We start from the raw sequence: 21,178 nt of genomic DNA, 5'->3' as shown, positions 1-21,178 counted from the left end.
CGTCCAGGGCCGCGTCAGCGGCAGGATCCGGCGGGGTAGTGTGCGGTCGCCTCGTCGCCCGAGCCGTGCGCCTGCGCCGTCACGGTGCCGGCGGGAAGGTCGGTCAGACGGGTCGCGAACGACGTCGACACCGACTTTCCGGCGCCGATGGCGATCGCCGACCGCACGCCGTGCGGCGTCGTGACGGTCACCGTCTGCGGCGCCGTTCCGTGGTTCGTGAGGGTCGCCACCAGCACGTTCCGTCCCGCCACGCAGCGTGTGGTGGCCGCGGCCGAGAGAATCGGCTCAGCGAGTCCGGTCACCGTGATCGTGAGTGTGACGTCGCGGTTCTCGGGCAGCGCCTGACGGTCGGCGGTCAGGTCGAGCAGCAGGTTGCCGAACTCGCCCCATCGCACGGCGCGGACGCCCGAGACCCGCGGCCCGCCATTGACGCGCGCGTGGATCGACGTGATCAGCGTGCCGTCGGTGTCGGTGAAGTAGGCGTTGTGCCCGGGCCCGAACTGGCCGGGAACGCTCGCCGACGTCAGCAGCGGGGCGTTCAGCTTCGTCCACGACGTCGGGTCGAGCAGGTCGGCGTCCTCGTCGACCTCGAGCTGTCCGACCATGTAGGTGCGGTCGGTACCCGCGCCGGAGAACGTGATGACGAGCTTGCCGTCGTGGTGCAGCGCGAACGGACCCTCGACCACCTCGGTCGAGCGCTCCCACGCGTAGGTCGGGCGCGCGATCGTGACGGCGTCGGAGGTGAGCCGCCACGGCTGCGCGGGATCGATCGTGGCGATCCACAGGTCGGCGGAGTCGATGTACGGACGCGTCGTGCGCTGCGACCACATCGCGTACCACTGGCCGTTCGCCTCGAAGTACGTCATGTCGAGCGTGATGCCGTCGGACTTCAGCGCAGTCCCGTCCTCGCGGACCACCGGCTGCGCCTCGTCGAAGCCCCAGTCGTCCGGGTCGAGGATGTCACCGCCCTCGTCGAGCTTGGCGACCGTGGACGTCACGCGGTCCCACGTGCTCCCGCGGGCCCAGTTGAGGTAGAGCGAACCGTCGAGCTCGTGCACCTCCGGCGCCCAGGCGAGGTTGTCCCAGTCGTCGTAGATGATGTGGCGCTCAGCCGTGGCCAGCCCTTCGAGCGTCTCGGACTCGTACAGGTAGAGGCTGCGCTGATGGTCGTCCTCGGTGGTGGCCAGGAAGTAGTACTTGCCCTCCCACATGAAGACCTGCGGGTCGGCCTTCGCCTCGCTGCGCAGCGGGAGCTGGTCGACGGTGCGGACCGTTCCCGAGACCTCGTAGGTGCCCGGCGTCGTGGTGTCGACGGCGGCGAGGTCGGCCGCGTCCCAGTCCACGGCGATGTCCCCGCCGGAGCCGTCGGAGTAGGTCGCCTGCGCCTGCGCCGCACGGGCCAGGTCGTCGGTGCTCGGCAGGTCGTCACCGACGGCGAGCTCGAGGTCCGCCGGGGCGTCGATCGCCGTGTTCGTCACAGGTGTGAAGCGGCGCGAGAGCACGTCGGCCTCGGACCTCGTGAGCACCGCCTCGCTGCGCAGGACGGCGTCGTCGATGTTCGCGTCGGGAGCATCCGACGCGCTCGTGACCGAGCTCGCGCGCGGCGTGGAGATCTCGGAGAAGTCGGCCGTCGTGTTCACGAAGGTCGCACCGTCGGGCGTGCGCCAGGTGATGCGGTACTCGCCCGCGGAGCCGTCGAAGTCGACCGCCGGCTCGACGACCTGCTCGTCGGTGCGCAGGTCGAGCAGTTCGTCAGCCTGCTCGAACTGGACGAGGTCGTCGGAGGTGAACAGCAGAGCCTTGCCCGTCGCGGTCTCGTCGTGCGCCCCGTCGCGGTTCGTCTGGGTGGCGATGACGCCGAACGAGCCGTCCTTCATCCGGAAGACGTAGGGGTCGCTCAGCTGCTTGGTGACGCCGCTGCGTGGTTCGGCCTCGAAGTCGGCCTCCGGCCACAGCACGCCCTGGTTGAGGTTCAGTGCGCGGAACGGGGTGCCGTCCGTGCTCAGCGCGAGGTGCATGCTGAGGTCGAGCATCGCCTCATGTCCACCCAGCGCCTTGCGGGTGTAGCCGGCGACGAACGCGGGGTCGGCCTCGGAGACCTTCTGGCGGAACACCTTGGTGGCGCTGGCTGCGCCGAGCGTCACGGTCGCGGTGAGCTCGACGTCGGCGAGCCCTTCTGCTGCGCCGACGACCTCGCCCGCGGCGGTGACCAGGCTCTCGTCGTCGGACGCCCACGTCACGTCCGCCCCGGCGACCTCGGTGGGCAGGGTGGTGCCTGCGGTGAGCACGTAGGGCAGGACGAGGCGGGCGGCTGCCTGTTCCGCGGTCTCGATGGGTGCGGGAACCATCACCGTGAAGCGCTTCTGTGCGGAGTATCCGCCGAGGGTGACCGTAGCGGTGAGGGTCACGGTGGCGTCGTCGGTGCTCGGTGTGACCTTGCCGTCGTCGGTGATCACGGCCGGGTTGCTCGAGGTCCACGTCACCTGAGCGCCGGAGATCTCGCTCGGGAGCTCCAGGTCGGCCGTGACGTTGCCGGTGTCGCCGAGCGTGAGCGCGTCGAGGGCGGCGGTGAATGCCGCCTCGTCGGCGGCCTCGGTCGCGTCGGCGGCGGCGGCCTGCGCGACCTCGTCGGCGCTCAGCGCACGGTCGTAGACACGCACGTTGCTGATTTCGCCGGTGAAGGCCGCGTCGCCGTTGTAGGAGGAGCGGCCGATGAGGTTGTTGGTGTGGGTGGTGAGGTCGTCGAGGCTGACGGTCGATCCGGTCTTCTGCGCGACCTGCACCCCGTCGAGGTACGCGGTCAGGGTCGAGGTGCCGTTGTCGTCGGGCTCGATCGTCACGGTGGTCTGGCGCCAGACGCCTGCCTGGTATGCGCCCCACGCCACCTGCTGCTCCCCACGCCAGTTGGTCGGGGAGATGGCGGCGCGATGGGAGTTCGTGCCGAGGAAGAACTGGCCGGTCGCGGCGTCTCCCGAGCCGCCGAAGCTCCAGAGGAAGTTGTTGCGGCCCAGCGCGGTGGCGTCGGGCTTGGCCATCACTGTGACCGTCGCCGCGGTCCTGCCCTGAAGGACGCCGTCGGGCAGCCTGACGTAGTTCCCGCCGTCGAAGGCGAGCGTCCCTGCCCGCCACCGGCCGCCTGCCACCAGGCTTCCGTCGACGCCGTTGCCGCTGACGTCGGTCAAGGCGGTCCCGGAGCCGTCGGCGAAGTCGTACGCGGCGAGAAGCCCGTTCGTCGGAGCCTCGCTGGTTGCGGCCGTGGCTGCGGCCGGCGCGAGCGACAGCGCGAGCGGGACGACCATCGCCCCCGCGAGCGCTCTCATCCATCGCTGGGTCATGTGCTCTCTCCTCATCGAGTGTGTGGTCGTTCAGCCGCAGGACGCGGCAGGGTAGGTGGTGGACGTCGAGTCGCCGCCGTCGGCGGAGACCAGGACCTCGCCCGCGTCGACACTGACCTGGCGGGTGGTGAACGACGTGGTCGTGGACCGGCCGCCGGGCACGGTGACCTCGCGGAACCCGAAGGGCGTCCGCACCGTCAGCCCGACCGGCCCGTCGCCGTCGTTGCTGGTCGTGACGGCGAGCACGTTCTTGCCCGCGACGCAGCGGGTGGTGGCCGTCACGGTCACGACGGGTGCCGCAGCGCGAACGACGACGGTGACGCGCACCGTCCGGTTCTCGGGGGCGACCTCCTGCTCGCTGCTCAGGGAGAGGTCGAGCATGCCGTTGGCGCGGACGTTCACGGCCTTGAACCACGAGTTGCGGTCAGGGTCGAACAGGCCGCCTGCGCCGTTGCCGCCGTGCTGCTCGGGATAGGGGCGGGCGTGGTAGGCCAGGACGAGGTTGCCGGTGTCGTCGATCGCGAAGGAGTTGTGCCCGGTGCCGGCGTGCGCCTCGCCGCCGATCTGCCCGTCGGCGGTGTCGTTCGCGTCGAGCACGGGGAAGTCGACCGCCGTCCAGCTGTTCGGGTCTTGCAGATCGGCGTCCTTCGGCGCGCGCAGGAGGCCCAGGTCGTAGTACTTGTCGACGGTGCCGCCGGAGTAGGTGAGGTAGACGTGGTCACCGTGCTCGATCATGAACGGGGCTTCGACGATTCCCTGGTCGCGTCCCTCGTTGGTGTCAGAGGGTGTGGGTGCGCTCTTCCCGTACTCCCAGGGCTGGTGGATGGCGTAGATGCGCTTCATCGCGCCGTCGACGAGCGGGACCGTGCCGGTCTCGCCCATGGTCGCCTTCGCCACCCAGAGCTCGGCGTTGCGGGGCATCACCCAGTAGCCCTGCGTCACGCCGTCCTCCTCGCGCTCGAGGTATGACACGTCGAAGGCGGCTCCCTCGAGGACCACGGGCTGGCCCCAGTTCTCCTCTTTCAGGAATCCTCCGTTGGCGAAGGACGCCTCGTCGCCCGTGTAGGGGATCATCACGGTGTTGTCGCACCAGCCTCCGGTGGGGGCGTAGCCCCGGTTCATGCCGGCGACGATCCACCAGGTGCCGTTGATCTTGTGGAACTCCTGCGCCCAGATATAGCCGCCCCAGCCGTAGAACGTGTTCGGGTACTGGTCCTCGTGCCCGACGGTGCCGTCGTCCGGGTCGATGACGATCTGTTCGGTGGCGTCGCTCAGTCCCTCGATCGTCCGGGCCCGCTTGAGGCCGATCTTGCGGTAGGCGTTCCGGTCATGGATCTGGCTGTCGGGGGCGTCGGACGGGATCGAGTAGTGCGAGCCCGTGAGGTACCAGTAGCCGTCGTCGTCGTTGAAGAACAGGTGCGGGTCGGCCCGCGCGTCGTTGACCATGGCTTCGGTGGTCTGCTGCACGGCGCCCTCGATCACGTACTCCCCGGATGTCGAGGAGTCCAGGGCCTCGAGCTGCTCCTGGTCCCACCGGACCGGCAGGTCCTTGGTCGAGCCGTCGGTGTAGGTCATCCGAGCGGTGGCCGGAAGGTCTGCGGCCGTGACGTCCTGGCCGCTGTCCACCGCGACGTCGTCGAGCTCGACCACACCGGTGTTGCGCAGATCGACGTAGTTCGTCACGAACGTGTCGTACTCCTGCGGCGTCAGAGAGAAGGTGCTCGCCTCGTCCTGCGCCGCGAACGCCGGCAGCCCGGGTCCGGTCACGCCCATCTGCCGCGGATCGGCCTGCGAGGCCTGCGACGGGACCGCGTCTGCGTCGAGGTCCGCCAGGGTGGCGACGCGCCCACCACCGTCCAGCGGGTCGTTCCAGAAGACCTTGTAGACGCCGCCAGCTGCGTCGTGCACGATCCTGGGGTCGCTCACGGGCGATCCGTCCGCCGAGACGCGGACCGTGCGCTGGTTGGTGAACGTGGCGCCGTCAGGGCTGTCCCACACGTAGATCGAGTCGGTGGCGTTGTTCTGCGCTGCGACGGCGCCGAGGCTGCCGTCGGCGAACCGGAGGGGTGTCGGCGAGCCGAGCTGCGCGTTCGGCTGCGCACCCTGGTCTCCTGCCCAGGCGGCGTACAGGATCGCCTGGGAGCGGTTCAACGGCTCCCACGCTTCCGCGCCCCGCGCGCGTGCGGCGACGTACCAGGCGTCTGCGCGGCGATCATCGTTGTAGGCGAGGGGGTCGTCCTTCACCCCGCTCGTGGTGGTGACGGTCTTGACGTAGGAGGCGACGGCACCGCCGACGGCGAGGATCTCGATCTCGCCGGTGATCGGGTCGTCCAGGCCGTCCACGTGCGCGGTGACGGTGGCATGGGCAGAGCCGGTCTCGGGGTGGGTGATCGTCCCATCGGGTGCTACCAGGTCCGCCCATTCCCCGGTGGCGCTCCAGGTGACCTCGCGACCCAGGACCTCGGCGGGGAGGTCGTCGGTCACGAACGACGGGATCGCGATGGCCGCGGCCAGGTCGACGGGAGCCGGCGGGACGCCCAGCTCGGCGGACGTCAACGCCCTGTCGTACACGCGGAGATTGTCGAGCAGCCCCGAGTAGTACTCACCGGCTCCCCAGTTTGCTCTGCCCACCTGGAGGATCCCGCCCGCATCGCCGAGGATCTCGGTCAGGGGTTTGCCCGCGCGGTTCATGGTGACGAGCCTCTGGTCGACGTACAGTCGCGCTTCCGTCCCGTCCAGGACGAGGTCGACGTGCTTCCACCCGTCGTTCTGCCGCGTGCTCGTGAGGTTCCCGGTGCTGTCTCGCCCGCCGGTGTTGGCATAGCGTTCCACCGTCAGACCGGTCGTCCGGTCGAGGTACCCGAGATAGTGCTCCGAGCCGTAGGTCTGGGTTCCTGGGCCGGACGCGGCGAAGACGGTCCAGCCGGTGTTCCCCGCGCTGTCGGGCTTGCTGTCGTAGGAGATGGTGACGGCGTCATGACCGGCCAGCACCGGTGAGCCGTCGCGGTTCGTGACGTCGAGCCAGAAGTCGCGGCCGAGCCGCGCGGCCTTGCCGTCGGGACCGTCGACGAGATTCACAGTGCCGTGCACGGCGGCCGTCGCCGCGCCGCCGTCGACGGTCCCCGTTGCCTCCTCGAAGGTGAAGTTCGCCAGAAGGCCCTCGTCCGAGGTCTCGTCGGCTGCCGAGGGGCCGGCGAGACCCGCCCCGAGAAGGGCGGCACCGGCCAGCCCGGCAACGGCCGTTCTGAGAAGCTTCATCGTCATCTCCTTGTTTAGGTTCGGGCGGCCGACGGTGCAGCCGCGCGGCGCTGCCAGGCGGCGATGCCTGGCGCGCATCGATGGATCAGCGAGTGCTGCCGGTGCGCACGCGATCGTCGACGAGGGCGGAGCGTCGACCTTCCTCGCGTGCCGAGCGGAGCTGGGCTTGAAGACGGCGCTCGGCACGCCGCCGGGAACCCGTCAGGGCGAGCACGACGAGCGCTGCCGCGACGAGAACGAGCAGCTGCGACCACGGCACGGCAGCGACGGCGAAGTCGACGGCGACCGGTTCGACGGGTGGCGGCGGCCCCTCGAGAGCGGCCGCCTGCGGTGTGATGACCAGTTGTCCCGGGGCGTAGAAGAGCGGGATGACACCGCCGATCAGCACGGAGACCTGGCGGGTGTCTCCTGGAAGCAGGTCGCCGATCGGCTGGTCCGGGGTGGGGAACGACGCTTCACCGGTGCCGGCCCTCGCGTGTCCCGTGACGGCGAGCCTGGTGTTGCCGGTGTTGGTGACCGTGAAGGTCACGGTGGCTTCGCCGGGCGTGAGCGGGTTCCAGGACGGGTGATAGTCCGTGTCGACGTCGTCCACGGTCAGGGCCGGGGTGAGCGCTCCTGCCACGCGGGTGATGACCTTCACCCCGACGCGGCTCTCGACACCCAGGCTTGTTCCGTCGGTGGCCGACCGCTTCGTGACCACGGATGCCGCGATACCTGCCGGGTGGTCGCCCGGCTCGGCCCGCTCGGGGACCCTGATGTCGAAGGGGACGACGACGCTGTCTCCGCCGGCGACCGTCACCTCGTCGGGGAGGGCGATCCATGTGCCGGCGTCCACCGACTTCGCATCGGAGGCGAGCATGTCGAACCGCCCGTTGCGCGTGGTGAACCCGTCGGCAGCCAAGAGCGTGAACGTCTGCTCCTCTTCGCCGAGGTTCTGGACGGTGATGTGGTCCGTCACCGTCTCCCCGGGCTCCACCTCGTGCTGGATCGAGAACCGTCCGTCCTCGCCTGACGCGTCGGCGGGCGCGACCGACCACCGCACGGCAGGAGCATCGTCCCCGTCCGGTGCCGCCGTTGCGGTCGGCATCGGCATGATCAGCGTGAGCGCGGCGACGGCGAACAGTGCGGAACTGCGAAGGGCGACGGCGCGAGCCGACCTCGGTCTCGACACGTTCTCGCCTTCCTTCTCTCTCGTCATCGAGCAGGCGTCGCCGGCGACGGTCGCGCGGGCGGTCGAGGGGGCGCGGACAGGCCAGCCGTGGGCCCGCCCGCGCCGACTCCCGTCAGTACGTGTCTTCGAACAGCGTCAGCGTGAGCGTCGAGGAGTACGAGCCGGGCTCCACATCGTTCGGCGTCTTCAGCGTGAGCGCGGCGTTCGCCGTCCACGTTCCGTTCGCTGCCCGAGCGTCCTCCGAGTCGAGGGCGAGCTGCAGCAGCTCCTCGCCCGCGAGTCCGACGTTGTTCGGCACCGACGGGTTCGTGCTCTCGTCGATCGAGGTGAGGACCTCCTCACCCTCGGCGACCTCGCCGTTGCCCTCGGTGACCAGGGTTGGTGCCCAGCCGAGGTGGTCCGGGGTGATCGGATCCTGACCGGTGGTACCCACGAAGTCGCTCGCCTGCCCGGTCACGTACCAGTACACGCCTTCGGGGGCTGCGGACCGGGTGTCGGTGACGGTCACGTCGGGCAGCACGCCGGTGAACTCGCGGTAGTCGTCAGAGGCGCCGTCGACCTCGACGAGGGTCTCGTCGCCAGCGGCGACGCTGAGCGAGAGGGCTCCGGCCTGACGCTCCTGAATCGTCACACCGACCTCGACTCCGTCGGATCCGGTCTCCTCAGCGACGGCGACGCCACCGACGCCGACGATCACCAGGCCACCGAGCAGTCCCACCGAGGCCGGCACAGCGCGGGTGCGGGCGTTCCTGATCATCCTTGTCTCCATTCCTCGGCGTCATCGCCGAACTTGCGCGGCGGCACGTGGTCGCCCGGCCCGGCCGAGCGGCGTGCGCCGACGTGCCGAATACGTGGTCTGCCACCGACAACAGGGGAGTGATCGACGTCGGCACAGACGCCTCGCGAATCACCGGGAATCGCGTCAGGCACCCTTGCCCTGCAGTCATTCCTTCGTCGGGTCGATGACCTCGCCGAGGAACCTAGCACGCGATGTGAGCGTTCACAATGAGGTCACGAGTTCTTGCTGGCAAAAAGGGTAGGGGTAGACGCCAGATCGTGTGAGCGCTAACATCTGGTCCGCCGAGTGACAGCGTCTCGCTGTCCACAACGGCCCAGGGCAGAGTCCGGCAGCTCTGCCCGGCCGCAATGTCGGGTGCCACTGGCGGCATCCGTCCCGTCTCGACGAAGAGAGCTGGCGATGGGGTCTCGACGCCTGGCAGCGCCTCGTGCAGAGCAGCCGTCCAGCTGCCGTCACCTGCCTCTCCTCGCGCTGGGACACGACTATGAGTCGCTGCTGATCCTCGATGCCCCGTGTTCGGTGAGAAGTCGCCTCGTCGAGGAAACGCCAGAGGTTCGGTCTGTCCTGAACGACTGAAAGAGGAGTCCCTCCATGAACCGAGCGACAGCGCGACGCGGCGCTGCCACGCTGCTCACCCTCACCCTGGCCGCGGCGGTCGGTCTCACCACGAGCGGTGCTGCCCAAGCCGATCCCGTCGTACCGACGGACGGTCTCGTCGTCGACTACGACCTCACGACCCGCCCGAGCGACGGGGTGACGGTCCCGAACGGTGCCGGCACGCAGCTCGGTGCGGCAACCGTGCGCAATCCTGCCGGTGCGGCCTGGTCGGACGACGCGCTCGTATTCTCCGGTGGCGCAAAGAACTCCACCGGGACATGGGTCGAGCTCCCGGACGATCTGCTGGCCGGCGCGACCTCGGGAACCGTGACGACCGAGGTCAAGATCGATGCCTCGATGAAGTCGTCGTTCCACTTCCTGTGGAACATCGGTGCCGACAACAACACCGCCTCGTACTGGTACGCCTCGATGCGTGACGCGCGCACACGCGCCGGACTCAAGGTCGGAACCGGTGCCGAGCGGTTCGCCCAGTCCGCGGCTCCTGCCTACCAGGCCGATCGTTGGTACTCCGTGACCTCGGTCATCGACGGTGCGGCTGACACCCTGACGTTCTACGTCGACGGCGTCCAGGTCGGGCAGACCAGCACGGGCGGCTGGGAACCCGGGTCGATCGCCGACCAGTCGTTGAACACGATCGGCCGGGCACCGTTCCCCGACCCGCTCCTCAAGGGCGCCGTGTCGCGCTTCCGCGTCTACGACCGTGCCCTGAGCGCGGACGAGGTCGCCGCCGTCTCCGACGCCGACGCCGTGGTGCACCGTGCCGCGCTCGAGGAGCAGGTGCTGCGTTCGGTCCCCGACACGCTGTCCCTGACCGACGCGACCGTGCGCCTGCCGGACGTCGGCGGGACGCTGACGTGGTCGGCCCCGACGGAAGGGCCGGTGCGGATCGGCGACGACGGTCTCACCGCGACGGTGACGGCACCGGTGGCCGGGGAACCGGCCGACGAGGTGGCGCTCACGGCCACGGCGCAGGTGCGCGGCCTCACGGTGACCAAGGAGGTCACGGCGACGGTGCCGCCGCGCCCTGCAGCCGATGATCCGTACGGCTACCTCATGGTCCACTTCATCGAGGACTCCGCCGGGTACGCGGAGAAGATCTACCTCGACGTCTCTCGCGGGGACGACCCGGAGCAGTGGGAGCCGCTCAACGGCGGCAAGCCGATCCTCGCCTCTCACCTGGGGACCACAGGGGTGCGGGACCCCTATCTCACGTACAACCCGGAGACCGGGACGTACTACATCATCGCCACCGATCTGCGGGTCTTCGGCGGGGACACCGGTACGGCCGGGTGCACGGGATGGTGCCACTGGTCCTCGAAGGGCAGCACCCTGCTCAACGTGTGGGAGTCCACCGACCTGGTGACGTGGAGCGATGTCCGCCAGTTCGACGTCGCGCTCGACGAGGAAGGCCGCAAGGCCGTCGAGCTCGGGATGGCGTGGGCCCCGGAGGCCACCTGGGTCGAGAACTACTACGGCGACGGTCGCGGCGCTTTCGTCCTGTACTGGTCCTCCAACGTCTACCCCGCCGGCGACACCGCACACACGAGCCCGACGTACAGCCGGGTCCTGTGGGGTGCCACCACCGACTTCACACAGGCCGACTACGCCTACGGCGGGACGTTCATCGACAACGGCGCGAACGTCATCGACACGACCATCGTCCAGAACGAGGGCACCACGTACCGGATCTCGAAGGACAACGGACGCGGCACCGGCATCTACATGGAGTCCACGACCTCACCGACGTGGTGGCAGCCGGACACCTCGTGGAACCTCGTCCAGCAACGCATCGGAGCGGCGTGGTCCGGAGGCAACCCCGGCGGCGTCGAAGGGCCCGCCGCGTTCAAGAGCAACACCGAAGACAAGTGGTACCTGTACGTCGACGTGATCCCCTCCACCGGGTACCGGCCCATGGTCACCTCAGACCTCGACGCCGGGTGGAGCCAGCTCGACCTGACCGGCTTCTCCATGCCCCCGCACACCAAGCACGGCGGGATCATCTCGTTGACCACGGCGCAGTACGACGCGGTGCGGGCAGGCGACGCGACGTCTGCGGTCGAGCCGGACCTCGGAGCGGTCGAGGTGCCGGTCGGTGCGGGAGAACAGGTCGTCCGCGACGCCCTGCCCGCCACGGCCGACGTGAACCTGGCGTACGGTCGGGGCACCTCGACGCTGCCCGTCGACTGGGACGTTGCCGACCTCGACACCGCTGGTCCGGGCGAGCACCAGGTGCGCGGCACGGTGCGCAGCCTGGGGGCGAACGAGAACCACTGGACCGGCACGTACGGCGGCAACCCGGCCTCGACCGACTACCGCGCCGAGGACAAGGTCCTGTCCAGCACGACCGCGGTCGTCGTGACCGCCACGGTCCAGGTGGCAGACCCCGCACCCGACGTGCCTCTGCAGGTCGAGGTCGCACCGCGGTGCCTGGCCGGCAAGGCGTACGTCGCTGTGCGCGCCACCAACACCGGCGACGTCCCGGTGTCGATCACGCTCGACACCGCGTACGGGTCCAGGACCGTGGCGTCCGTCGCGGCCGGTGGCAACGCCTACCAGTCGTTCGCGGTGCGTGCCGCGTCGGTCGATCCCGGAACGGTCACGGTCACGGGAGCCGCCGGTGCAGGAGAGGCTCAGTCCTACGAGGAGTCCTACGCCGCCCTGACATGCGGGTGACACCGCTCGTTCGGGGGGCGCGGCGACTTGCCCTGCGGGGTGAGCGCGGGAGACGAACGAGGTGAACCGCCCGCCCCCGCGGGCGGAAGGCTTGTAGGGTCGGCGCCTGCCAGGGCGCCGACCCTACACCGTTCCCACGGCCGCCCGAGCAGCTCGCTGAGGAATCGGCCAAGGGTTCAGGTCCTCCCGGTACCCGCCAGCGCTCGGAGGGCGCGGCTCCCGTCAGCGCTCGGAGGGCGCGGCTCCCGTCAGCGGGGAGGCGCCGTCGAATCCCGCACGACGAGATGCGTGGAGAGCTCGACCCGTTTGGTCGCGAGCACTTCGCCGCGGGCCAGGCGGACGATCGTCGAGACCGCGTTGCGCCCGATGTCCGCGATGGGCTGGTGGACGGTCGTCAGGGGAGGGGCACTGGTCTGAGCGAGAAGGGTGTCATCGAACCCGACGACGCTCAAGTCAGCGGGAATACCGAGTCCGAGGCGGCGCGCCGCCTCGAGGACTCCGGTCGCCGACGCGTCACTGCCGGCAAAGATCGCGGTGGGCGGTGCGTCGTGGCTCAGCAGCGCGGTGGCCGCCTCCAGCCCGTGGCCGAAGGTGTAGGAGCCCTTGGGGACAGCCTCGATGTCGGCGACGAGGCCCGCTTCGGTCATCGCAGCTGCCCAGCCGTGCGCGCGGACGGCGTCACACCGCGCCCCCGGCGGGCCACCGATGTAGCGGATATCGGTGTGCCCGAGCTCGATCAGGTGCTGTGTGGCCGCGTACGCCCCCGCCCAGTTGGTGGCTCCGATGCTGGGGGTGGACGTTCGTGGGACGTCGATCGGATCGACGAGGACCATGGGCAGACCGGCTCGCTTCAACGCTCGCTCACGCTCGGCGGAGTAAGCACTGGTGACCTCGATGACACCGGTTCGACCAGCCCTGGCCAGGTCCTGAGCCCAGGAGACCTGCCTCGCCTCGTTGGCCGCGTCCAGACTGCGCAGGACGAGCGCCACATGGTGGAGCGCCGCCGCTTCCATCGCGCCGCCCAGGAAGGTCGAGAGGTAGGGGTTGGAGACATCACGAGGGTCGACGACCAGCTCGACGCTCATCTCGCGTGCGGCGTGCAGCGAGGCCTGCCGCTCGCCCAGGCTCACATAGCCGAGCTCCGTGATTGCCTCCTCCACCCGCGCACGCGTCTGGCGGCCGACGCCCGACCGTCCGTTCACGACCTTGGAGACCGTCGCGATGGAGACACCGGCTTCGTTCGCGACGGCGCTGAGGGTGACGCGATGCGTCCCCAGGGCCGGTGCTGGACGAGTCGACGGACCGGGCACGACGTCCGCGCTCACTCCGAGCGTCAACTCTGACCGTCCTTCATGAACACGCATCTCCCTGACCATCGACCTCTCAGCGTCGCGAGACACACTCCAGCCAACCATCGAACGAAGAGAATCTTTCGCGATCGGCTCATGTGGTTGCCGTGGATCCTCGCACACGTTACGACGCCGAGGCGACGATCTGCGCCCTCAGGTGCCACGCAGCATACGACGAACGGTACAAAACGTCCGCTGAGGCTCGACGTGAGAACCCCTATATGCGAAACATTTTCCAACCAGGCCTCCTCGCTTGACGCGAAAGTCGGCCGTCAAGCACGCTCATTCCGCGGATCGAGCCGGGGAAAAGTTTTCGCTTGATCCGCCTCCAACAACGGCGTGAGAGGTGCAAGGCAATGAGGCGTAGCGCAGCACGACGGTCACTGGCCGTCCTGGTCACCGGTGTCCTGGCGGTTTCCGTCGCGGCGTGCGGTGGCGGGGCCCAGCCCGGTGGACCGGACGGCGGTAGCAGTGGCGGTGGCGGCGAGGCGACGGCGTGGGCCCTGACGGGCGGCAGCGAGTCCGTCTTCCGGTCGTCGTTCGAGAGGTGGAACGGGGCGAACCCGGACGCGCAGATCTCTTCGGAGTGGTTCGCCAACGACGCGTACAAGGAGAAGATCCGCACGGCGGTGGGGTCGGGCAACGCCCCGACGCTCATCTTCTCCTGGGCGGGCGGGACGTTGGCTGACTACGTCGCCAACGACTCCGTGGTCGACCTGAGCGAGGATGCGGCGCCGCTGCTCGACCGGATCCTTCCGTCGGTCGCCTCGAACGGGTCTGTTGTCGACCCGTCTGGCGGCGAGGGGTGGTACGCGGTCCCGAACAACCAGAGCCAGCCGGTGCTCCTGTACTTCAACCAGGAGCTGTTCGACCAGGCCGGTGTCTCTGTGCCCACCACGTATGACGAGCTGCTCGATGCGGTCGAGAAGCTGTCGGCGCAGGGCGTGACGCCGATCGCGCTGGCGGGTCAGAGCAAGTGGCCTGAGCTGATGTACATCCAGTACCTGACCGATCGGATCGGTGGGCCGGAGGTGTTCCAGCGCATCGTGAACGGTGAGCCGGACGCGTGGTCGGATCCGGCTGTGCTGGAGGCGCTGACGAAGATCCAGGAGCTCGTGGACGCTGGCGCGTTCGGCGACAGCTTCGGGTCGGTCGCAGCCGACGCCGGCGCCGACACGGCTCTGGTGCACACGGGCAAGGCCGCGATGGTGCTCCAGGGCAGCTGGGTGTACCCGGACTTCCTGAACAACGCGCCGGAGTTCGTCGAGTCGGGCAAGCTTGGCTTCGCCAACTTCCCGGCCGTCGAGGGCGGTCAGGGCGACCCGGCGAACATCGTCGGCAACCCGGCGAACTTCTGGTCCGTCTCGGCGTCGGCGTCCCCCGAAGCCCAGAAGACCGCGGTCGACTACCTGGTCGAGGAGACGTACTCCGACGAGGCTGTGGACGAGTTCTTGTCGGTGGGTGCGGTCCCGCCGCTGATCGGTCTCGAGGACAAGATCGCCGAGGCGGACGACGACTCGGGGTACCTGAGCTTCGTCTACAACACCGTCAAGGTCGCGCCGCACTTCCAGCTGTCCTGGGACCAGGCGCTGCCGGCGGACCAGGCGCAGGCGCTGCTGGACAACCTCTCGCAGGTCTTCCTCAAGCAGATCAGCCCCGAGCAGTTCGTCGACGCGATGAACGCCACCCTCGGCTGATGAGCACGACGTCCCTCACGTCCCGGCCGGGCGCCTCGGTGCGCCCGGCCGCGGGCCGGCCTGCTCGGCGCGCTCGTCGACGCGGTCCGTCGACCTGGCTGGCGGCGCCCGCTCTGGCGTTCTTCGCGCTGTTCGCTCTCGTCCCCCTCCTCGGCGTCGTCGTCCTGTCGTTCATGTCGTGGGACGGGCTGGGGACCCCGCAGTGGGCGGGCACCGAGAACTGGAGCGCAGTGGTCGCCGACCCGGTGGCTCGCAACGCGTTCGTCCTGTCGGTGAAGGTCACCGTCTTCTCCTGGCTCATCCAGGCGCCGCTCTCGCTGCTCCTGGGCGTCTTCATGGCTGGGCGTCAGCGGTACCGCGCGGTGCTGTCGGTGCTGTTCTTCCTGCCGCTGCTGTTCTCCGCGGCCGCGGTCGGGATCGCGTTCAAGTCGCTGCTGGACCCGAACTTCGGGGTCGGGTCTGCGCTCGGGGTCGACTGGTTGGCCAAGGACTGGCTCGGAGACCCGAGCCTGGCTCTCGGGGTTGTGCTGTTCGTCATCGCCTGGTGCTTCGTCCCGTTCCACTCGCTGCTCTACCAGGCGGGGGTGCGGCAGATCCCGGTCAGCATGTACGAGGCGGCGCGCCTGGACGGTGCAGGGACGGTACAGCAGTTCTTCCACATCACCCTGCCCCAGCTGAAGTACACGATCATCACCTCCTCGACGCTGATGATCGTGGGCTCGCTGACGTACTTCGACCTGATCTTCGTCCTGACCGGCGGCGGCCCAGGTAACGCGACCCGGATCCTGCCCCTGGACATGTACCTGCGTGGTTTTCGCAGCTACGACATGGGGACGGCCAGCGTCGTCGCCGTGTTCCTCGTCGTCCTCGGTCTGGCGATCTCGCTCGGACTCAACCGGCTCTCCGGCGCGAACCGCATGGACAGCCAGATGGAAGGGGCATGATGCTCCGCACGACCACCAGGCCCAACGTCCTCGCCGGCATCGGCGGCTGGCTGTGGCTCGCGATCATCATCGTGCCGATCTACTACATCCTCGTCACCAGCCTGCGCCCCCGTTCGGACTACTACGCCGAGAACCCCCTCGCGTTCCCGGCGAACCCGACGCTGGACGCCTACCGGGAGGTGCTGGAGAACGACTTCCTGCGCTACTTCGGCAACTCGGTGGTCGTCACGCTGACGTCGGTCGCGGCGATCCTGGCGGTGTCCCTGATGGCGGCGTTCGTCGTCGTGCGCTCGAACACCGCGCGCACGCGCGGCATCTTCCAGGCGTTCCTGCTCGGCATCGCGATCCCGATCCAGGCCACGATCATCCCCGTCTACTACCTCATCATCCAGCTCGGCCTGTACGACACCCTGGCGGCGCTGATCCTGCCCTCGATCGCATTCGCCATCCCGCTGTCCGTCCTGATCCTGACGAACTTCCTCCGCGACGTGCCCAAGGAGCTGTTCGAGTCGATGACCGTCGACGGCGCGGGGGAGATGCGCACCCTGTGGAACCTCGTCCTGCCCCTGTCCAAGCCGGCAGTGGTGACGGTCGGCGTGTACAACGCGCTGCAGGTGTGGAACGGGTTCCTGTTCCCTCTGGTCCTGACGCAGAGCGCCGAGACCCGCGTCATCCCCTTGTCCCTGTGGTCCTACCAGGGCGAGTTCACCATGAACATCCCCGCAGTCCTGGCGGCCGTCGTGCTGTCCGTGCTGCCGATCCTCGCCGCCTACATCATCGGTCGCCGCCACCTGGTGTCCGGGCTGACCGCCGGCTTCGGCAAGTAACACCGCACTCTCGAGGAGCACCGTGAGCACCACCGCGCCCTGGCACGACACCACCGCATCCCCGCTCGAGCGGGCTACCGCACTCGTCGAGGCGATGACCCTCGCCGAGAAGCTCGCCCAGCTCGGAGGGTACTGGGACCGCGCGACGTCCGCCCCCGACACCGCAGAGCAGGGCGAGCATCAAGACGTGGCCCCGCTGCAGCACGCGTTCGACGAGGCCCACCGTCCCTTCGCGACGGTCATCGAGAACGGGCTCGGCCAGCTCACCCGCGTGTTCGGCACCGCGCCCGTATCGCCCGAGGAAGGCGTCAAGGCGCTGCGCAGCGCGCAGGAGCAGATCATGAGCGCCTCACGGTTCTCCATCCCCGCCGTCGCGCACGAGGAGTGCCTCACCGGGTTCACCGCCTACGGTGCGACGGTCTACCCCGCGGCGATCGCGTGGGGGGCGACGTTCGACCCGTCGCTGATCGAGCGGATGGCGGCGGCTATCGGGACCGACATGCGATCAGTCGGGATCCAGCAAGGGTTGTCGCCCCTGCTCGACGTCGTGCGCGACTACCGGTGGGGACGCGTCGAAGAGACGATCGGCGAGGACCCCTACCTCGTCGGCACCCTCGGCACGGCCTACGTGCGCGGCCTGCAGTCGGCAGGTGTCATCGCGACGCTCAAGCACTTCGCCGGCTACTCCGCCTCGCGCGCAGGACGGAACCACGCACCGGTCTCGATCGGACCGCGGGAGTTCCAAGACGTCATTCTGATGCCATTCGAGATGGCCGTGCGCGAAGGGCAGGTCGGATCGGTCATGAACTCCTACTCCGACCTCGACGGGGTTCCCGCAGCAGCCTCGGCAGAGCTGCTCACGACGATCCTGCGCGATCGTTGGAAGTTCGAGGGAACGGTCGTCTCCGACTACTGGGCCGTGGCCTTCCTCGACCTGATGCATCGGGTCACGAGCGACCGCGCCCAGTCCGGGGCTGCTGCCCTCGTGGCCGGAATCGACGTCGAGCTTCCCGAAGCGGACGGGTACGCCAGGCTCGCCGAGGCCGTGGCGAGCGGCGAGCTCGACGTGCGATACGTCAACCGCGCGGTCCTGCGGGTCTTGACGCAGAAGGCCCGGCTTGGACTGCTCGACCCGGGCTGGGAGCCCGTACCCGCACACACCGGTGACGGCACCGCGATCAACCTGGACAGCGCCCACAACCGAAGGCTCGCTCGTGAGGTCGCCGAGAAGTCGATCGTGCTGGTGTCCAACGACGGGGTGCTCCCGCTGAACGACCGCTTCGCGGGTCGGATCGCCATCATCGGGCCGACCGCGGACGAGCCACGTTCGTTCCTGGGCTGCTACTCCTTCCCGAACCACGTGATGGTGCACCACAGCGACGACGACCTCGGCGTCGACGTCCCCTCCTTGCTCGACGGGCTGAGGGACACATTGCCGTTCGCCGACATCCGCTACGAGCAAGGCGTGCCGATCCTCGACCCCGATCCCCGAGGGATCGACGCCGCTGTGCGCGCGGCGGGCGAAGCAGACCTCGTCATCCTCGCGATCGGCGACCTCGCCGCGCTCTTCGGGCGGGGAACATCGGGAGAGGGGTGCGACGCGGAAGACCTCAGCTTGCCCGGGCTTCAGGACCAGCTCGTCCGGCTCGTGCTCAAGATCGGCAAGCCGGTCGTCCTGGTCGCCGTCACGGGGCGTCCCTACGCTCTCGGCCAGTACAGCGACCAGTGCGCCGCGATCGTCCAAGCCTTCATGCCGGGGGAGGAGGGTGCGGCAGCGATCGCCCGCGTGATCACCGGCGCGGTCAACCCCTCGGGTCACCTCCCCGTCGCGATCCCGCGTACCCCCGGCGGTCAGCCGCACACCTACCTCGCACCGCCGCTCGGGCATCACAGCGACGGCATCTCGAACCTCGATCCCACGCCGGCCTTCCCCTTCGGCCACGGGCTGTCATACACACGGTTCGCGTACGACGAGCTACGGACCTCCGCGGCACAGATGGCGACCGACGGCAGCGTCACCGTCAGCGTCCGCGTCACCAACATCGGAGACCGGGTGGGCGCGGACGTCGTCCAGCTCTACCTGAGCGACCCGGTCGCGTCGGTCACACGGCCCGTGCGTTCACTCTTGGGCTTCGCCCGAGTCGAGCTCGGCCCGCGGGAGAGCTGCACCGTCGAGTTCACGGTGCACGCCGACCGGACTGTCTTCACCGGCGCTGATCTGAAGCGGACGGTCGAGCCCGGGGAGATCGTGCTCGCGGTCGGGCACTCGAGCACCGACATCGCCGAGTCAGCCCGCGTGCACCTCGTCGGCCGCACCCGCAACGTCGAGCGACCGGTGCTCACGACACCCGTACGGGTCCGGCGGTCCGCCGGACGCTGATCCTCGCACCAGCGCGAGCACATACCTGACCACAGCCACCGCCCCGGGTCACCGGGGCGCTACCAGGGGTGCCCGGAGCAGGTCCGGGTCGAAGGAGAGGAGGACAGAACGACGCCCGCCGAGCCGGGCGACCCACGGTGCAATGACGGACTGAAAGAGGGTTGAAGAGTGACAAGACGCAGGACGACAACGCTGGCTGCCGTGCTCGCGGCAGCACTGACCACAGGACTTGCCCTGGCTCCGGCCGCCGTCGCGAGCAGCGACTCGGCCGTTCCCGAGAACTACCGGTACGACCCGACGGTCGGCACCATCTACGCCCCGACGCCCGCTGAGCTCGCGCAGGCGAACAAGGGCAACGCAGTGCTCTACCCGAAGTCGGCACAGCTCGAGAGCGGCCGGATCGTCGCGGCCTTCGAGCGCAGCATCGGCGACCCCGTCGGCCAGACGATCCCCGTGTACAAGAGCGACGACTTCGGCACCACCTGGCAGAAGCTCGCCGACGTCGCCTCACCGGCTCAGCTGTCCGACGACCCCGCCCACGACCGATACACGAGCAACTGGACCAACCCCTACCTCTACGTCCTCCCGCAGGCCGTCGGGGATCTCGCCAAGGGGACCCTGCTCATGGCCACCCTCGTCTCGGGCGACGACGGCTGGTACCGCGACCAGAAGAACCAGAACCCCGGATGGACCGCCACCAGCGACGGCGACCGTCGGGACCTGGCCATCGCCCTGTACTCGAGCACCAACGAGGGTGCGACCTGGGACTTCGTCAACATCATCGGCACCGGCGGCTGGTCTGCGGACTACGGGAACAAGTTCTCCTCCGGCAACATCCACCACCAGCAGGACCCCGTGTGGGAGCCATACCTCATGGTCCACAACGGACAGCTCGTGGCCTACTACACGGACGAGAACGACTGGCTCGGACACGACCCGAACACCGGCGTGCTGACCCAACGCCCTGACAACTTCACGGGCGCTACGCCGACGTCTGGCCGGAATCCCAATGACACCGGTGGCCAGATCCTGCTGCACAAGACCTGGAACGGCCGGTCCACCACCTCGTGGAGCCAGCCCGTCCTCGACGCCAGCGGCCGGTTCGTCCAGGGCGTCGGCTACCTCGACCGCCCTGGCATGACCAACGTCGTCCCGACCACGGACGGCAAGTGGATCCTCACCGCAGAATTCGGCGTATGGCGAGTGAGCGACAACCCGCTGCGATTCTGGGACAAGCCGAACAGCGCTCCCGGCTTCCACCGCACCGGTGGCAGCCCGGTCATCATCAAGGTCCCTCACCCGACCGACCCGACGAAGTGGAGCCTGGTCTTCAACAGCGGGTCCACCGGTGGTGGCGTCTGGATCAACGAGTCGGGGCGCAGCGACGGTGAGTGGCTGTACTACCAGACGCCGATCGCCGGCGGGTACAGCCGCAACCTGCAGTACGTGCCGCAGACCGGGCGGCTGCTGATCCTGCGTGGCACCTGGGGGAACGCCCCGATCACGTTCGCCCAGGTCGACATCGGCAACTCCCAAGGGACGTACTACTCCCTCGTGAACCGCAAGACGGGCCAGGTCGCAGGTACCGGCGGTAAGAAGCAGGACGCCTCCCTCACCGGCAACCAGCCCGACGTCGTCCTCGAAGCGGCTGGCGCGACGACGGCACCTGACACCCAGCTGTGGCACGCCGTGCCAGCCGCCGACGGAGCAGTGACCTTCCTGAACAAGGCCGGTGGACGCGCCATCGGGATCTGGACCGGCAGCGCCCAAGCCGGCAACCGCCTCGCCCAGTGGGTCGACGAGGGCGCGACCGACAAGCGGTGGAAGCTCGTCCCTGCCCGGGACGGCTACGTCCGAGTGGAATCAGTGCGTGGTCCTGGCCTCTACGTCACGGCCGCGACGGCAGGTGCACCACTCACCATCCAGAGCAACGCGGCGAGCGACCCCTCGTCACAGGAGTGGAAGCTCGTGCCCCACACCGGAAGCTGACCAGGACGATCGGAGGCTGAGTAGGACGCAGGGCACTTCCTGATTGCTCGGTCGCAGCGTTGACGCCCGCGTCTGAGGACGTCCGCTCTTCCTCTCGACGATCTCGGTGCTCGGTGCTCGGTGACTACGACGGTGGCC

General features: G+C 69.0%; 11 protein-coding genes. 6 read left to right on the top strand and 5 right to left on the bottom strand.

Going from position 1 to position 21,178, the window contains the following annotated elements:
• Positions 1-14: 14 nt before the first annotated feature.
• From FIC82_RS20300 to FIC82_RS20285, 4 genes are all read right to left on the bottom strand, one after another.
• The gene (locus FIC82_RS20300; RefSeq protein WP_168732369.1) at positions 15-3,335 is read right to left on the bottom strand and encodes a family 43 glycosylhydrolase; all 3,321 of its coding nucleotides are present in this window, start codon (positions 3,333-3,335) and stop codon (positions 15-17) included.
• Positions 3,336-3,365: 30 nt separating this feature from the next.
• The gene (locus FIC82_RS20295; RefSeq protein WP_168732368.1) at positions 3,366-6,593 is read right to left on the bottom strand and encodes a LamG-like jellyroll fold domain-containing protein; all 3,228 of its coding nucleotides are present in this window, start codon (positions 6,591-6,593) and stop codon (positions 3,366-3,368) included.
• An 85-nt stretch (positions 6,594-6,678) separates the two neighbouring features.
• The gene (locus tag FIC82_RS20290; protein ID WP_253691999.1) at positions 6,679-7,680 is read right to left on the bottom strand and encodes a WxL protein peptidoglycan domain-containing protein; all 1,002 of its coding nucleotides are present in this window, start codon (positions 7,678-7,680) and stop codon (positions 6,679-6,681) included.
• 196 nt (positions 7,681-7,876) lie between these two features.
• The gene (locus FIC82_RS20285) at positions 7,877-8,521 is read right to left on the bottom strand and encodes a hypothetical protein (RefSeq protein WP_253691997.1); all 645 of its coding nucleotides are present in this window, start codon (positions 8,519-8,521) and stop codon (positions 7,877-7,879) included.
• 633 nt (positions 8,522-9,154) lie between these two features.
• On the opposite strand from FIC82_RS20285, the gene FIC82_RS20280 reads away from it, so the two are divergent.
• Positions 9,155-11,854 carry a LamG-like jellyroll fold domain-containing protein gene (locus FIC82_RS20280; protein WP_154800668.1) on the top strand — a complete coding sequence of 900 codons (2,700 nt, stop codon included), beginning with the start codon at positions 9,155-9,157 and terminating at the stop codon, positions 11,852-11,854.
• Positions 11,855-12,102: 248 nt separating this feature from the next.
• On the opposite strand, the gene FIC82_RS20275 is transcribed toward FIC82_RS20280, so the two are convergent.
• Entirely contained in the window at positions 12,103-13,179 is a 1,077-nt protein-coding gene (locus FIC82_RS20275; RefSeq protein WP_253691995.1) for a LacI family DNA-binding transcriptional regulator, read from the bottom strand.
• 380 nt (positions 13,180-13,559) lie between these two features.
• Between FIC82_RS20275 and FIC82_RS20270 the strand changes: the two genes are divergently transcribed.
• The 5 genes from FIC82_RS20270 (at position 13,560) to FIC82_RS20250 (ending at position 21,040) form a co-directional block, all read left to right on the top strand.
• Entirely contained in the window at positions 13,560-14,900 is a 1,341-nt protein-coding gene (locus FIC82_RS20270; protein WP_154800667.1) for an extracellular solute-binding protein, read from the top strand.
• The gene (locus FIC82_RS20265) at positions 14,900-15,844 is read left to right on the top strand and encodes a carbohydrate ABC transporter permease (RefSeq protein ID WP_154800666.1); all 945 of its coding nucleotides are present in this window, start codon (positions 14,900-14,902) and stop codon (positions 15,842-15,844) included. The genes FIC82_RS20270 and FIC82_RS20265 overlap by 1 nt, the downstream gene beginning before the upstream one ends.
• The gene (locus tag FIC82_RS20260; RefSeq protein WP_154800665.1) at positions 15,841-16,671 is read left to right on the top strand and encodes a carbohydrate ABC transporter permease; all 831 of its coding nucleotides are present in this window, start codon (positions 15,841-15,843) and stop codon (positions 16,669-16,671) included. Before FIC82_RS20265 ends, FIC82_RS20260 begins: the two co-directional genes overlap by 4 nt.
• A gap of 22 nt (positions 16,672-16,693) precedes the next feature.
• Positions 16,694-19,051 (top strand): beta-xylosidase/alpha-l-arabinosidase, encoded by a 2,358-nt coding sequence (locus FIC82_RS20255; protein ID WP_472843489.1) that lies wholly within the window; start codon positions 16,694-16,696, stop codon positions 19,049-19,051.
• 201 nt (positions 19,052-19,252) lie between these two features.
• Positions 19,253-21,040 (top strand): RICIN domain-containing protein, encoded by a 1,788-nt coding sequence (locus FIC82_RS20250; RefSeq protein ID WP_253691991.1) that lies wholly within the window; start codon positions 19,253-19,255, stop codon positions 21,038-21,040.
• Positions 21,041-21,178 lie beyond the last annotated feature (138 nt).

This window comes from Cellulosimicrobium protaetiae, from assembly GCF_009708005.2.
Classification (GTDB): domain Bacteria; phylum Actinomycetota; class Actinomycetes; order Actinomycetales; family Cellulomonadaceae; genus Cellulosimicrobium; species Cellulosimicrobium protaetiae.
The sequence above is the reverse complement of the archived record's forward strand: the minus strand, read 5'-3'. Positions and strand labels throughout refer to the sequence as shown.

Excerpts from the sequence above, each read along its gene's own strand:
- FIC82_RS20300 (WP_168732369.1), bottom strand. The coding sequence starts at position 3,335 with ATGACCCAGCGATGGATGAGAGCGCTCGCGGGGGCGATGGTCGTCCCG.
- FIC82_RS20295 (WP_168732368.1), bottom strand. The coding sequence starts at position 6,593 with ATGAAGCTTCTCAGAACGGCCGTTGCCGGGCTGGCCGGTGCCGCCCTT.
- FIC82_RS20290 (WP_253691999.1), bottom strand. The coding sequence starts at position 7,680 with ATGCCGACCGCAACGGCGGCACCGGACGGGGACGATGCTCCTGCCGTG.
- FIC82_RS20285 (WP_253691997.1), bottom strand. The coding sequence starts at position 8,521 with ATGATCAGGAACGCCCGCACCCGCGCTGTGCCGGCCTCGGTGGGACTG.
- FIC82_RS20280 (WP_154800668.1), top strand. The coding sequence starts at position 9,155 with ATGAACCGAGCGACAGCGCGACGCGGCGCTGCCACGCTGCTCACCCTC.
- FIC82_RS20270 (WP_154800667.1), top strand. The coding sequence starts at position 13,560 with ATGAGGCGTAGCGCAGCACGACGGTCACTGGCCGTCCTGGTCACCGGT.
- FIC82_RS20265 (WP_154800666.1), top strand. The coding sequence starts at position 14,900 with ATGAGCACGACGTCCCTCACGTCCCGGCCGGGCGCCTCGGTGCGCCCG.
- FIC82_RS20260 (WP_154800665.1), top strand. The coding sequence starts at position 15,841 with ATGATGCTCCGCACGACCACCAGGCCCAACGTCCTCGCCGGCATCGGC.